Source organism: Proteus vulgaris, from assembly GCF_023100685.1.
Classification (GTDB): domain Bacteria; phylum Pseudomonadota; class Gammaproteobacteria; order Enterobacterales; family Enterobacteriaceae; genus Proteus.
In genome coordinates this window covers 3,423,007-3,438,768 of sequence record NZ_CP090064.1, presented here as the reverse complement: position 1 = coordinate 3,438,768, position 15,762 = coordinate 3,423,007, and the positions used below count along the sequence as shown (strand labels likewise).

9 protein-coding genes are annotated in these 15,762 nt (G+C 35.1%); 5 read left to right on the top strand and 4 right to left on the bottom strand.

Translation table 11 applies throughout. From position 1 onward, the window contains the following. Positions 1 to 177: 177 nt before the first annotated feature. From LW139_RS16545 to LW139_RS16530, 4 genes are all read left to right on the top strand, one after another. Positions 178 to 6,129, top strand: a complete 5,952-nt coding sequence (locus LW139_RS16545; RefSeq protein ID WP_247850266.1) for an alpha-2-macroglobulin family protein — start codon at positions 178 to 180, stop codon at positions 6,127 to 6,129. A 42-nt stretch (positions 6,130 to 6,171) separates the two neighbouring features. Next, the gene (pbpC, locus tag LW139_RS16540) at positions 6,172 to 8,550 is read left to right on the top strand and encodes a penicillin-binding protein 1C (protein ID WP_247850265.1); all 2,379 of its coding nucleotides are present in this window, start codon (positions 6,172 to 6,174) and stop codon (positions 8,548 to 8,550) included. Between the two features lie 169 nt (positions 8,551 to 8,719). Continuing rightward, positions 8,720 to 9,067: a hypothetical protein gene (locus LW139_RS16535; protein ID WP_072070169.1), complete on the top strand. Its 348-nt coding sequence runs from the start codon at positions 8,720 to 8,722 to the stop codon at positions 9,065 to 9,067. A gap of 52 nt (positions 9,068 to 9,119) precedes the next feature. Further along, a complete protein-coding gene (locus LW139_RS16530; RefSeq protein WP_247850264.1) occupies positions 9,120 to 10,346 on the top strand; it encodes a PD-(D/E)XK nuclease family protein in 1,227 nt (408 codons plus the stop codon). Positions 10,347 to 10,386: 40 nt separating this feature from the next. Here LW139_RS16530 and LW139_RS16525 read toward each other — a convergent pair whose 3' ends face one another. From LW139_RS16525 to LW139_RS16510, 4 genes are all read right to left on the bottom strand, one after another. Continuing rightward, entirely contained in the window at positions 10,387 to 11,316 is a 930-nt protein-coding gene (locus LW139_RS16525) for a Dyp-type peroxidase (RefSeq protein WP_227335984.1), read from the bottom strand. A 188-nt stretch (positions 11,317 to 11,504) separates the two neighbouring features. Then, positions 11,505 to 12,086: a YebB family permuted papain-like enzyme gene (locus tag LW139_RS16520; protein WP_247851233.1), complete on the bottom strand. Its 582-nt coding sequence runs from the start codon at positions 12,084 to 12,086 to the stop codon at positions 11,505 to 11,507. A 197-nt stretch (positions 12,087 to 12,283) separates the two neighbouring features. Next, positions 12,284 to 13,108 (bottom strand): VanW family protein, encoded by an 825-nt coding sequence (locus LW139_RS16515; protein WP_166539761.1) that lies wholly within the window; start codon positions 13,106 to 13,108, stop codon positions 12,284 to 12,286. A 123-nt stretch (positions 13,109 to 13,231) separates the two neighbouring features. Then, positions 13,232 to 14,146 (bottom strand): LysR family transcriptional regulator, encoded by a 915-nt coding sequence (locus LW139_RS16510; protein WP_227335983.1) that lies wholly within the window; start codon positions 14,144 to 14,146, stop codon positions 13,232 to 13,234. A gap of 110 nt (positions 14,147 to 14,256) precedes the next feature. Here LW139_RS16510 and LW139_RS16505 point away from each other — a divergent pair, with 110 nt between their 5' ends. Continuing rightward, the gene (locus tag LW139_RS16505; RefSeq protein ID WP_166539763.1) at positions 14,257 to 15,750 is read left to right on the top strand and encodes an SLC13 family permease; all 1,494 of its coding nucleotides are present in this window, start codon (positions 14,257 to 14,259) and stop codon (positions 15,748 to 15,750) included. The last annotated feature ends 12 nt before the right edge of the window (positions 15,751 to 15,762 follow it).

The following is a 15,762-nucleotide window of genomic DNA, read 5'->3' as shown; positions in this document are numbered from 1 at the left end:
TGAAATAGAGTTGAATGCTAGGAAAAAAATATTAAGAATGTAATCTGTCTTTATATACTTATTTATTAATAAGTACTAATGCTTATTTACTTACAGAAACCCTAATTATTTCAATTTTTGACTTAATTTTACTGATAAAAAAATGTATTTTTATCAGAGCAATCTAGGACTATCTATATGGATGTATTGCGCTTTTTACTTAGCCTTCCGTTTAAACTGATCCGTTTATTGGGTTGGGCTATTGTTTTTTGTATTCGTCTTCTTGAAAAAATACTTAGCCCGTTTATAGGACAAATACAATGGAGTACACCTATATGGATTAGTTTTGTTGCTCGGCATTTGAGAAATATTGAAAAGGGTATAGTGGACCACCCGAAAACGGTATTAGGTTCTATTATTTTTCTTCTAGTCGCATCATTCGGTAGTTACTACGGTTATCACAGTTATCTTAATCGCCCTGTTCCTATTGATGTTGCTCCCATTGTTGTGCAAAAAGTTGATATAAAACTGACTGCCCCTACGCCAATCAATTATGCCAGTGACAATCCTCAATCACAGAAAATAACGTTATCTTTTTCACGTTCTGCCGCACCGATTACACTTATTGATAAAGAAGTCACTGAAGGTGTGACATTAACACCTGCGATTGAGGGTAATTGGCATTGGCAAAATGGTTCAACCCTTGTTTTTACAGCGAAAAAACCATTTGCAATGGGAAGCGAATATCAAATAGAACTCGATGAATCTCTGTTGTTAGCACCTCAGTTTTCACTTAAATTAAAAAAATATGAATTTAAAACGTCCATTTTTGATTATCGCTTAGGGAGTGGTGAGTTTTATCAAGATCCTCAGAATCCTGCTCAAAAGCACGCCATTATTAAAATTGCATTTAATGCCCCTGTCGATATTCAGAGCTTTGAAAAACGGCTTTCAATGAAATATGGCGATAATGAGAAACTAAAATATGTTATTAATTATGATAATAAGAAATTAACGGCATGGGTTCATTCTGAACAGTTAGCACTAAAAGATATTAGTAGCAAAGTGTTCCTTAAAATTGCACCTGGTGTTGTGAGTGCAGTGACAGCAAATTCAACATCAAAAGAAAAAACCTATAGCGTGGATGTTCCAAGCTTATATAGCCTTAGTGTTTCCAATATAGAAAGTGAGCTTGTTGAGTCTGAAAATGGTAAAGATGCGCGTGTGCTTATTGTTTCTTTAAATGATGCGTTGAATGAGAAAGAGATAAAAAATGAAGTTAGTGCATGGCTACTACCTCAACATAATTTAGAAATACAAAATGCTGACCTTAACCAAGGTGAAGATGATTATTACGATTGGAATTTGAATGATGTTAGTAACACTATTCTTGAACAGTCAGAAAAATTAACACTTGAGATAAGTGATAATGAGCAAGAAAATCAGGCTACCTTTGCTTTTAAATATAATGCACCTGCTTATCGCTCCTTATTGGTTAAAATTTCAAGTGGAATAACATCTGTTGGAGGATACCAATTAAAAGAAGATCGTTATCAAATCGTCCGTGTCCCTGATTACCCACAAATGCTGAGTTTTGTATCTGAAGGCGCTTTACTTTCTATGACAGGAGATAAACGGATCACCGTTTCTGCTCGTAATCTTCCGGGGTTACAATTAGATATTAAGCGAGTTATTCCAAATCAGTTACAACATATCGTTTCTTTTAAAGATAAATATTTTACTTCAACAAATTTTAACCGTCTGAATGATGAATATTTTACAGAGCATTTTACTTATCAAACAGCGCTTAACAATGAAAATAAAGGTGAAACCCAATATAAGGGTATCGATTTAAGTCGCTATTTATCTGCTGATCCTAATGCTAAACGTGGCATATTTTTATTAAAACTGACTTCTTGGGATCCGAACAAAGCATCAAGAACAGATGATGAAGACGAAGAATATTATGAAGATGATGATGACGATGATGAAGAGGTTTCTGATGCTCGCTTTGTTGTTGTCACTGATTTAGGCATTATCGCGAAATCCTCGATTAATGGTTCAAGAGATGTTTTTGTACAATCTATTTATAGTGGTGAACCGGTTAGTAACGCGAAAGTCTCTGTCATTGCTAAAAATGGAACAACGTTACTTAGCAAAATAACTAATGCTGATGGGCATGTTGCTTTTCCAACGCTTAAAGACTTTAGAAATGAACAAACTGCGGTTCTTTTTTTAGTGGAAAAAGAAGGGGATATTTCATTTTTACCGACAAATGCTTATTACGATAGACAACTAAATCTTTCTCGCTTTGATGTTTATGGTGATGAAACGCCCAATGATCCTCGGACTCTTGATAGTTTTCTCTTTTCTGATAGAGGTGTTTATAGACCTGGTGAAACTTTCAATATTGGGCTAATTACACGGACATTTGACTGGAAAACGGCTATTGAAGGTGTACCTCTACGTGTTGAAATTCGTGATCCTCGTAATACATTAATGTTAAATAATTCCATGACATTAAACGAGTTTGGTTTTAATGAATTGAATTATACTACTTCAGAAAATTCGCCTACTGGAGATTGGAATATTTATCTTTACTTGGTGGGTAAGAATAATGAAGATGCCAGTTTATTAGGCAGTACGAGCATTGTCGTTAAAGAATTTGAACCTGATTTACTTAAAGTTGCACTTAATCTGAAACCTAATAGGCAACAAGGGTGGGTTAAACCTTCTGAATTAAAAGCATCAATTGACGTACAAAATTTATTTGGTACACCAGCACAAGATAGACGTGTTGTATCTAAATTAACGTTACGACCAATTTATCCTAATTTCTCACGTTATTCTGATTATCGTTTTTATGAAAACCGCCGTAATCATGATAGCTTTGAAACAGAGTTAGAAGAGACGACAACAAATGATGAAGGGATAGCTGATATTGATTTAGGGCTAGAGTCCTATGATGATGCAACTTATCAATTACAACTTATCTCTGAGGCTTTTGATGCAGGAAGTGGTCGCTCAGTCACTGCAGCGGCCCGTGTAATGGTATCTCCTCACGATTATCTCGTTGGTGTAAAAGCAGACGGAACACTTGACTATATCAATCAAAATGCACAACGTAATCTCAATTTCATCGCCATTGATCCAACATTAAAACAAGTCACCCAAGAGGCGCTCACACTAGAACGTTATGAGCAAAAATACCTTTCTGTTTTAACTCGCCAAAATTCGGGTGTTTATAAATATCAATCTAAATTAAAAGAAGTTTTTATTAATGAAGTACCATTTTCTATTGATGAAAATGGTAGCCACTTTTTATTAGAGACGCAAACACCGGGTAATTTTGTATTATTAGTCAAAAATAAAGCAGGTAATGTGCTCAACCGTATCAATTATACGGTCGCAGGAAACGCGAATGTTACGCGATCTCTTGATCGGGAAGCAGAGCTACAACTCACTTTAAACAAAGACACATACAAAGCTGGTGAAGAGATAGAAATTGCCATTAATGCGCCTTATATCGGCAGTGGCATTATCACTATAGAAAAAGATAAGGTTTATCATTGGCAGTGGTTTACATCATCAACAACAAGTTCAGTACAAAAGATCCGTGTTCCTGATGAGTTACAAGGTAATGGTTATATCAATGTCCAATTTGTTCGAGATATTAACTCTGATGAAATATTTATGAGTCCACTTAGCTATGGTGTTATACCGTTTAAAGTGAGTCGTGAAAATTTCCAAGCTAATATTGAATTGCAATCACCAGAGGTTATTAAGCCAGGTGAGACCTTGCCGATCACTGTAAAAACAGAGACTCCACAACAAGTTGTTGTATTTGCTGTTGATGAAGGCATTTTACAAGTTGCACGATATAAATTAAAAGATCCGTTGGATTACTTCTTCCGTAAACGATCATTAGAAGTTGAAAGCACACAAATACTCGATCTTATCTTGCCTGAGTTTAGCAAAATGATGTCACTGACATCGGCACCGGGTGGAGATGCGGGAGAAGGTGTTGATCTCTATTTAAACCCATTCAAACGTAAAAAAGAAGAACCGGTGGCCTATTGGTCTGGTATTACGGAAGTAGAGAGTGGATCTGTCTTTAATTATAAAGTGCCTGAATATTTTAATGGCAAGATCCGCATAATGGCGATATCTGTTACCCAAAATCGTATAGGGAATGCACAACGTTATACTACAGTGCGTGATGATTTTGTATTAAGCCCACATATACCGACGACTGTCGCACCAAATGATGAATTTGATGTGACTTTAGGTATTGCAAATAATCTCACTGATCTTAATGGTGTTAAAACAAAACTGGATGTCACGATAACACCAGAAGCTCAATTAGAGGTAATAGGACAAAAGAGTTATCAACTAGAATTAGGTGAGAAAAAAGAAACGGTAGTTTCCTTTAGAGTAAAAGCGAAATCGCAATTGGGTAATGGCGCTATCACGTTCTCAGTGAATAATGAAGGCAAAGTGACTCAAAGAACGATGAATCTTTCTATTCGCCCTGCTTCAGCTTATCGAACTCAATCAAGCTTAGGTCGTATGGATGGAAAAGAGCAGAGTGTCACGTATATTCGTCAAATGTATGATGAGTATGCGCAAAGAGATGCGCGTGTATCTTACTCTCCTTTGGTGCTCAGTAGTGCATTAGCTCAATATCTAGCTAATTATCCTTATAATTGTTCAGAGCAAATAACCAGTCAGGCAATACCGTTGTTATTCCATCAACGTAACCCTGAAATGAAGGCGATCTATTCACAAGATAAAATTCGTTCTCAGCTTGAACAAACAATGGCGACATTACTCACTCGTCAAAATGGGCAAGGGGCGATAGGAACATGGCGCTCTACACCATCGACAGACCCTTTTGTCACCTTATATGTGGTTCAATTTTTACTAGAGGCACAAGAAGCAAATTACCCTGTATCTGATACATTATTACGATCATCTAATGAATATTTAACTAAGCTTGCCGTCAATGTAGGGTTAAATAATCAAGATGAACTTAGAATGCGTGCTTTTGCAGTCTATTTGCTAACGCGTCAAGGCAAAGTTACTACCAGTGAAATAGCTGCTATTCAAACGCGTATGCAAAAGAACTATCCAAAAACATGGCAGAGTGATTTAGGTGCTTTATATTTAGCTGCTTCTTACAAAATGCTGAAAATGGATAAGCAAGCTGACGAGTTGTTAAAGCCCACATGGCAAGAGCTAAGCAAGGCTTATAGTAAAGCATGGTGGTCGCAAAACTATTTAGATCCGCTGGTTCTAGACAGTACAAGATTGTATTTGATTGTGAAACATTTTCCTGAAAAAGCGACTGATATTCCACCGCAGCTCTTAGAGAATATGGTATTGCGCTTTAAAGAGGAGCGCTATACCACACAATCATCAGCGATGAGTATTTTGGCATTAGAGCATTACACTAAACAGATCCAAAGCACCACAGCGTCAGCACAACCATTAACAGTGAGCGTTAAAAAAGGTGAAAATCCGCCAATAGTGATCTCATCAATGACAAATGCAACTGCGATTGGCCAGTTTGGTGCAGGTATTAACGAAGTTTTATTTAATAACTCAACAAATAATCCTGCTTGGTATGTTGTTACACAGTCTGGTTTTGATAGTGAGCAACCTAAAGAAGCGCTTTCACGAGGATTAGAAATTTCTCGTGATTACGTGAATGAAAAAGGTGAGTCTGTAAATAGTGCAACGTTAGGTGAAAAGCTTTATGTACATATAAAAGTCAGAGCCAATGCAAAGCAGGGTGTTGATAATGTTGTGCTGGTGGACTTACTTCCGGGAGGATTTGAGGTTGTACAGCAATCAATGGATGATGTTGATAACCCTGAAGTGGAATGGTTGTCACCAACGGGATCAAAAGGAACACGCTGGTCACCAGAATACAGTGATATTCGAGAAGACAGAGTCATTATTTATGGTAGGGCTAACCAACAGGTACAAGAATTTGTTTATCAAATTAAAGCGACTAATTCTGGGGTATTTACAATACCGCCAGCATTTGCAGAAGCGATGTATGATAGAGAAATACAAGCATTAGCTGTTGGTAAAGGAGTTATGACTGTTAATAAACCGACGTTAAATAATGGCAGTGTAAAATGAAATTAAGTTGGGTTTCTAACGCTGATTTGTGGTTATTCTAAGATGGTCAGAAGTCAGCGTGTTTTACAAAATATTTTGATGGGTGGCTTTTTAGTTGCCCTTTTTTGTGTAGGATTTCGATTATTTCCTCATCCAGCACTTTCAGAGGGTTTCTTATCTTCAACAGCTTATTATGATAGCAATGGCAACCTACTTCGCTTAACACTTGCTAATGATGAGCGTTATCGATTATGGACAGATTTAGACGACATTTCGCCTTTAATGGTTGAGAGCGCCATGCGATATGAAGATCGCTGGTTTTATTATCATATAGGTTTTAACCCTTACAGTTTAATTCGTGGTTTTTTCGTCAGTTATATTTATGGTGAACGATTACAAGGTGGCTCTACAATTACAATGCAATTAGCGCGTATGCATTGGCAATTAAATACGCGAAATGTAGGGGGAAAACTTGTTCAAGTATTACGCGCTATTCAATTAGAACTTAGTTATTCAAAACATGATATTTTAGAAGCGTATTTTAACTATGCACCTTATGGGCGAAATATAGAGAGTGTTGGGGCAGCAAGCCTGATTTACTTTAATAAAAATCCTAAAGAATTAACGTTACCTGAGGCGTTAACACTTGCCGTATTACCTCAATCACCGAGTTACCGAATCGAGCCAAATAGTGATGGCATTAGCCTTTCTTTAATGAAAACGCGAAACCAGCTTTATGATTATTGGTTAAAAGAGCATCCTAAAGATGCCAATTTATCAGCACTCTTTCAATTACCGCTTCGGCTACGCCAGCCTGAGAAGATGCCTTATATAGCGCCTCATTTAGTTGAACAAATTGAAAAGCAGGAAAGGTTTAATCCAAGAAAGCCTACAACCATAGTGACAACAATTGATCTCCCATTACAAAAATTAGTTGAGAAACAAGTTGATGCATTTATTGAACGAAATAAACACCTTGGTGTTAAAAATGCCTCAGTGATCCTTGTTGATACACGAGATATGGGCGTTAAAGCGCTAGTTGGTTCGGCTGATTATTATAATGTTGATATTCATGGGCAAGTTAATGGCACCAATGCAAAGCGTTCACCGGGTTCAACATTAAAGCCTTTTATCTATGCATTAGGATTAGAGCAAGGCATTTTACATCCTCGAACAATTTTAAAAGATGTGCCTTCAACCTTTGGCAGTTATGCGCCAGAGAACTTTGACTTACGCTTTTTAGGGCCTATTTCTGCTACTCAAGCTCTCAATTACAGCCGAAATATCCCAGCAGTAGCCATAGCTTCGCAATTGAAACAGCCTACGCTCTATCAGTTTTTACAAATGTCAGGTGTTAGTAATATGGCCAGTGAAAAACATTATGGTTTATCGCTGGTGCTTGGAGGCGGTGAAATTACGGTACAAGAGTTAGCAAAGCTTTATGGAATATTAGCTAATCAAGGAGAGCTTAAACCATTAAGAATGCAAAGTACGGATACTATTGCCAAACCTATTCGATTGCTAAGTGAAGAAGCAAGTTTTATCACGCTAGATATGTTAGGGCAACATCGAAGACCTGATGATACTTTGGCGCAAAAATCTATGGCTTTACCCATTTATTGGAAAACAGGCACCTCTTGGGGATTTCGTGATGCATGGAGTAGTGGGATCTTTGGCCCCTATGTTTTAGTGGTTTGGATAGGTAACTTTGATGGTAAAGGAAACAGCGCATTAATTGGTGCCGAAGCTGCTGCACCTCTATTTTTTAATATTATAGATAATATAGTTGCAGACTATCCGAAGTTAAAAGAGCCTCGATTTAAACTGCCTGAAAATATTAAACAAGTCGATATTTGTCTGGCGAGTGGTAATTTACCTACACCATGGTGTCAACGTAAGGGTAAAACATGGTTTATTCCAGGAAAATCACCGATTAAAGTGGATGCTATTTATCGGCCTCTAGCAATTGATAAAACGACGGGAGAGGTTGTCTGTCCCCCGTATAATGAAGATCAGGTAAATATCGAAATTTTTGAATATTGGCCTTCTGATTTAGCTAAAGTATTTGCTCAAGCAGGGCTACCGAAGCGAACCCCTCCTTCTACTGCTCATTGTAAAAATGGGGATATGGCAGTGACAGGAACACCTCCTCGTATATTATCGCCATTACGAAATACAACTTACACCTTTAGACGAACATCAACGCCGAATACATCCATTGTATTTAATGCAACAGCAGATAATGACAGTAATATAATTTACTGGTTTGTTGACGATGCTTATTTGGGTAACAGTACCAATCAGCGTTCAATAGAGTGGCAGCCAAAAGAAAGTGGCCGTTACCGCATTCGTGCGGTGGATGATAAAGGACGGGCAGACACTCGTAATATTCGAGTTGATATTATTGGTGTAATGAAAATACAAGTGGCAGAAGTAGATTAATATTAGTGTTAAAAACCACCGGTTTTACTTAATGATTGTCTTAAAATTTTAATATTAATTTCTATCGTGATCTTATTCTAACTATTATAACTCGATATTGTTGCAAGATAATTATTAGGTAAAATATTGAAAAATATTTTATCTTGTCAGCAAGGAAGAAATAATCAGCATGAAAACTCGAATTCTAAAATTAGCATTATTAGGCGCATTAACATTACCTTTGGTTGGATGTGGTGATGGAACACCTAATTGTGATAGTACTGAAGCAAAGAACTTAGTGGTTGATATTACAAAAGACGAATTACGTGACCAAAAAATGGCAGCCGTGATCGATCAAATTAAGATCAAAGTGGAAAGTGTACGTACACGTGAACATGACGAAAAAAGAGATACTTATTCGTGTGCTGCTGAACTTTCTTTTGAAGGTAAAGGCGGTAAGAACTCTATTCCAATTACTTATACCATCGAAAGCACGGATGATGGCAAAGAATTTTATGTCAATGTATTTGGTTTATAATTGATTCAGATAAAAAACCATCGTTATGATGGTTTTTTTCTTAAGAGGGTATATGACTGTTTTTGATAAACAGGGAGATTTTTGTGATGGATCAGTAAAAAACAAATACTTAACCATCATAAATTTAGCAAGAAATACGGTTTTAAAACATGATGAATTAGAAGATAATCTTTTATGCTCTACTAATTTAGTCGATGTTCTTAATATTAATGAAAATAAGCATAGTATTATTTTAAAGAAAATATTAAATAATAAAAAAGGTAATGAGTATAAATTTATCCCTTCTTTTTTAAAACGGGTTTTAAAGAAAGAAATTATCTTTAATTATAAAGAACTAAAAATTAAAACAGAAAAGAATCGAGTTGATATTAGTATTGAAGATGGATTTTATGCAATCATAATAGAAAGTAAAGTTTGTAATGCGCCAGATCAAGAACGACAATTAGAAAGATATATTGAAAAATTTATCTCTGATGGGTATCAAGAAGAGAATATTTTTGTTTTGTATTTAACGGGATATAAGAAAGAAGATTACCTGCCTGAGAGTCTTGGTAAGTATAAAGAGAGTAATAAGGTTTATTTTAAACTTTCTTCATTTGAATGTGAAATATTAATGTGGTTAGAAAAAGATGTTTACCCTCAGATAAATAAAACTGATAAAAATAATAAAGTTTTTGATTCTTTTGTGTATCAATATAAAGATAGCTTGGAAATTAAATTTCTAAATAAATATGAAAAAGAAAAAAATAAAATGAATGATGAAATAAATGACTATATTCTTAATGCAATAAATGTATCTGATAATTACATTGATGACGGAATTGATGAAATAAAAAAGATCATTAATGATACAGAATCATTAAGAAAAAACTTAAATACTCTCTTAATTAGAGAAATAGAAAGAGTTTTTACTTTATGGGGAAATAAAATAAAAAATGATTATCCTCAGTTAGAATTTTCAGATGACAACTGTGAGATAAATGAAAAGTATGTTGGTGTTTTAATCGATTATAATAAAAATAAATTTTCTGTTGCTATCGAAAAAGATAGTTCGAATATTTATATTGGTGTGAAAGTTCATTCTTATAAAGAACCAGGACTTAATGAAAAAATTGTTAAACTATTAAATAACGTATTTGATACCTCTTATAAAATAGGAGTAAATTATTGGTATGGATGGAAATATATCGATGATTATGGGCAGGTTTACTCTAATTTTGAATTGTTATTGAACAAGATAAACCAAGAAATAGAACTGCTATCTGAGAATAAAAAGTAGATATATAAATACCGCCCTATATATCTACTTGCAATGAAAATTACGCTAGATCATCCATAAACTCGGGTGATGGAACAAAGAATAATGTGCCTGTTACAGGGGTACTGAATTTAAGTAATTTATCAGTATGACCTTCAGGTGTGCCTGCAAACATATTTTCTAACATACGATGGGTTGTTGAAAAATAACGTGCATAACCAATAAAATAAGTACCATATTCATTCTTTGATGGATTGGAAAAAGGCATATTGGCTCTGACAATTTTCAAATCATCACCGTTTTCATCTTGAATATTAGTGACAACATTATGAGAACCGGGCTCTTTCTCTTCATCGGTTAATTCAACATCGTTGAACTTATGTCTACCAATGACTTTTTCTTGTTCGATAAGAGGCTGTTTTTCCCATGCTTCCATATCATGAATATATTTTTGTACAAAGGCGTAACTACCTCCTGTAAATTCAGGATCTTCATCACCAATAACGGCATAAGAAGCACGCTCATCTTCATATTCAGGATTTTCAGTTCCATCGACAAAACCAATAATAGAACGCCCATCAAAATATCTAAATCCATGTACTTCATCGACAGGTGTAACAATATTCTTTAGCTTTTGGCTGATGATAGAGGCTAATTCGTAACAAGCAGAAACTTTGAGAGCACGAATATGGAAAAAGAGATCGCCAGAAGTAGAAACCGCAGTATAAGTATCACCTTTGATTTCTTTAAAGGTATTTAGTTCTTTGGGTTTTGCTTGATTGGGGAATAATGTTGTCCATGCATTTGCACCGAATCCCATTACACAGCTTGTTTCCAATTCAGGAAAACGTGTCCTCATACTACGTATTAGGCCAGAAAAATTATTACAAAAATCGATCAGAATTTCGCGATTTTCAGGTGAGTGGGTGAGGTTAAAAACTAAAAAATAAGCATTCTCACAGGGTGATTTCGTAACATCTTGGTATTTCATGGTGATCCCTAAATGACGAATAATAGATAAATAATAATTAAGTCATATTTACAAAATATTGTTTTTTAGTTTTACACCAAAACTCTCCCTATTACAAAGAAAGGGAGAGTTTTTTGTCCTGATTTTTATAAAAAAAGAATGGAAGGCTATGTTATTCTTTTTATTTCGTAGCATATTAATGTGATATGTTAATTAATACTTTCATGACTACGATAAATTAAAGATAAATGAGGATGTTGCCATAAACTTGCTGGAGTGACGGTCGTTCTTTCCCACGGGATTTGCCCAATAAACCATAATTTCCAGAATTTTAATTTAGCATTGGGATTTTTACTTAATAACTCTTGGAAGGTTTCGATTTCACCTACACGAATAGAAAGTGCTGATTTATAAATATCGAAAACAAATTTAGAGCAAAATTGCCGGGAAGAATCGTATTTAAATCCTGTGTGGTAAAGCTTATTTAATCTTTCAGGGACTTGTGCGATAAGTGCATTTTTTTGTTCATCTGATAATTGTGTTGATAAACGGCGTATTGCATAGCGTTTACCTGATGAACGATTAATAAAGCGAGTTAATGTCGTTGTTGTTGATAGTGGAACACGGCTTTCTGCCACTAAATAATCTTCACCATTATGGCCAACAATAATGCCAACATGATTACTCCAGCATAAAGAAGCGGAGGAAATTTGACGAAATAAAGAGGTACCAATACATGTAAATACGATATCACCAACTTCTAATTCTTGTGGATAATCAAGTTTTATCATCATTATATTACCTATTAAATAGAAGCATAATTACCATTCTTTGACTCTAATAAATAGATATAGTTTCTATTTGATAATTCAATGACTTCCAAATAAAAAGTAGGCTATATTTTAATAAAGTCTTAATTTTAAGAATAATGTAATCTTTTATTGATAATAGGAAGTTTAATTTAGAATGTTAAAAATAATTACTGTGATTAATCCAATTGTTCATCTGAAATATCATATTTTACGACAACACTATTTTTATAAAGTAATTCAGATTTCAGTAATTTAGGGAAAGCACCTACATTATTTTTAGTATAAATATCTCGCCAAATTTCATTGCAGCGATACACATGCTCTCCTTTTTTGATAAACGCAGAGGATTTTTCGTAGATATGATAGCGATACTCCCTCGCTTCGCTACAGAGCAATTCTCCTTCTAATTGATGCTCTGCTACATGTAATTTAATTTGATAATCATAAGGTGTTGGATTATATAAAACTAAATCCACATAATTATAGAAAATAGCAGCGCCAGATCCAAAAGGAAGAACTCTTCCCTCATCAGGAAAAGGATCAAAACTATGATTAGCTTTTTCAATCACCTTTAATTCAGAATGTAGTGCTAGCCAATGAATTAAATTACTTGCCTGACAAATTCCGCCGCCGACACCTTTTCTAGCTTCACCGTAAGAAAGTTGCATGCCGTCAATAAAACCTCGTTTATAACTAGGTTTTCCAACTAGATAGCAAAAAGAGAAATACTCACCAGGATGGATAATGACGCCATCAAGTGCTGTTTCAACTAATTTAAGATTTGTTATTTTATTGTATTGTAATTGAATATCACTTTCGCCACGGCGACTAATTAATTTAGATGTATGTTTCAGATAACGGTATAAAAGTCGTTGTTTTGGTTGAATGTCTCTACTGTATTTCCGGCCTGAAAATCGCCAGCTTAGCGAACGAAATAAACGACGTTGTGCCACTCTCAAAGTATAAAGAATAGGGTGATAGGATGAGAGTGTTTTACGCATAAAATCCTTTTAAACGGTATTAGAGAAAAGGTAGAAAATTGAGGATGTATCATAACGATTTAACAGAGATATTGATACGCGAATATCCCTAAAACAAGGTAAATAAGAGATTGGATAATCAATTTACTTATTGATATCTTTAGTTAAAATCTGAGCTTGAGATTGTAAAACGGATAAAAAATTCTTAGTAGCAGGAGAGATATACTTTTCTTTATGATGAAAGTAACGAATGCCTCGGCTAAATTGAATATCATCAAAAGAAATCTCACATAAAAGGCCTGATTTTAATTCTTGTAAAATAGATAAGCGAGATAAAACAGAAATTCCTAATCCATGAATAACACCTTGCTTGATCCCCTCTAAGCTATTTATTTCCATTATATTTTTGATCTCTGTATTATTTTCTTTGATCCTGTCTAATAAAAAATCACGAGTGGCAGAGTGCTCTGGCTTGATCAGAAAAACTTCAGATTCAATATCAGAAAATCTGCAACGTTTCTTTTTGGCTAACCAATGTGTTGGAGAACAGATAAGCACGAGGGGATCGATAAGGAAAGTATCAAGATGATATTCAGTCGGATCTAAATAGATATGATCTGACATGATTAAAAACTCTAATTCTTGGGTATCAAGTTTATGGATAAGTTGTGTCGAACTGGAAATATCCATGCTGAGTTTTACGTCAGGATACTGTTCTCTAAATTGCGCCATAATTTGTGGTAATAGGTAAACACCAACAAAATGGCTAGCGCCAAACTTAATTTCACCTTTAGAGGGATCATCAAATTGTCGCATATGCTCAGAAGAGGATTTTACTAAATTAATAATCTGGGTTGCGTATTGTTGATATACCTTACCTTGAGGCGTTAAATAAAGCCGATTGTTGATCCTTTCGAACAATGTTGTTTGTAACTCCTCTTCCAATTTTCGAATTTTTATACTGACACTGGGCTGAGTGCAAAATAGGCGCTCTGCGGTTTCTGTCACATTAAAACCGTTAGCAAGTAATAGAAAGGCATCTAATTGGCTTAAATTCATATCAAAACCATAAATTATTTTTATAGTAATAATATATTAATACAATTATCTTTATACCTCAATATTTCTATACTGAATTTTCCTACCCTACATATTAAGAGGAATCGGTTATGGAAAAGACTGCGAAGCGAGATGATATCGCTAAACCAGCGCCATCATCACCAAAACAAAACGGTAATAAAATAACGTTAAAAACAATAGGAATACCTTTAGCTCTATTAGTATTGCTAGTTCTATTTTTTATGCCAACGCCAGATGGATTAAGTATTGAAGGGCAAAAAGCGATTGCTATTTTTTGCGCAGCGTTAATTTTATGGGTTTGTGGTTCTTTGCCTATTTATTTAACCTCGATGCTAGTCATTGTGTTATTACCAATAACAGGCACTGTAGCAAAAGAGAAAGTTGTTTTTGGGACGTTAGGTTATGACGTTATATGGTTGATGGTTTCAGCTTTTGTTTTAACTTCAGCGATGATCAAATCGAATATCGCCAGACGCTTTGCTTTATGGATGATCACAAACTTTGGTCAGACACCCAAAAAAGCATTATTTGTCCTGATATTAATTAACTTCTGTTTAGTTTTCTTTGTACCTTCAACAACAGCACGTGCGACATTAATGGTGCCGATTTGTATGATCTTATTAGAGATACATAAGGCGATCCCTGGAAAAAGCAATTACGGGAAATTAATGATGTTGCAAGGGGTACAGGCTGACGCTTTAGCAACATCCGGTGTTATGACAGGAACTGCTGCCAATATTATTGCGGTTGGATTTATTAATTCACAAGCAGGTGGTTCTATTGGTTATATGGATTGGCTAATTGCCTCTTTCCCATTGGCAATTGTTGGTATGACTATCTCCTTTTTTATTGGATTAAAATTATTTTCCTTCAAAGGAGAGGTGGATTTCGAAGGTTCACTGGGAAAATTAAAACAAGAACGCTCTCAGCTTGGTGCGCTTACTAAGAATGAGAAAAAAGCCATGTATATCTTTTTAATGGCAGTGTTCTTATGGGCAACCGAAAGCTATCACCAAGATATGTTTGGCTTCAAGATTAGCGTTTATATGACCGCTGTTATTGCTGCCATTCTTTGCCTGATGCCTCGTATTGGCTTATTAACGTGGAATGAAGCCAATATCAAATGGGATCTAATGATATTTGCAGCAGGTGCTTATGCGGCTGGTAACACCTTAGAATCTACAGAAGGCGCACAATGGCTAATTGGTAAAATGGTTTATGGGCTTGGGCTAGAAAATATGAGCACTACAATGGTTTATATTGTGGTTGTCTTTATCTGCATGTATAGCCATTTAATTTTTACCAGTAAAACAGTAAAAACAACCATCTTAATTCCAGCCATTATTGCACTTGCTAAAACATTGGGCATGGATCCGGTTACATTGGCATTAGCTGCGTCATTTACACTGACTTATACCATTACCTTACCACCACATTCGAAAGTAAATACTATCTATTTCTCAAGCGGCTACTTTAGTGTGTTAGAGCAAATGAAATATGGATTAATTACTTGTTTTGTTGGGGCATCGGTAATTTCTATTGCGATATTTACTTGGTTCCAAATTCTTGGATATGGTCTTTAAACCATTAAATTA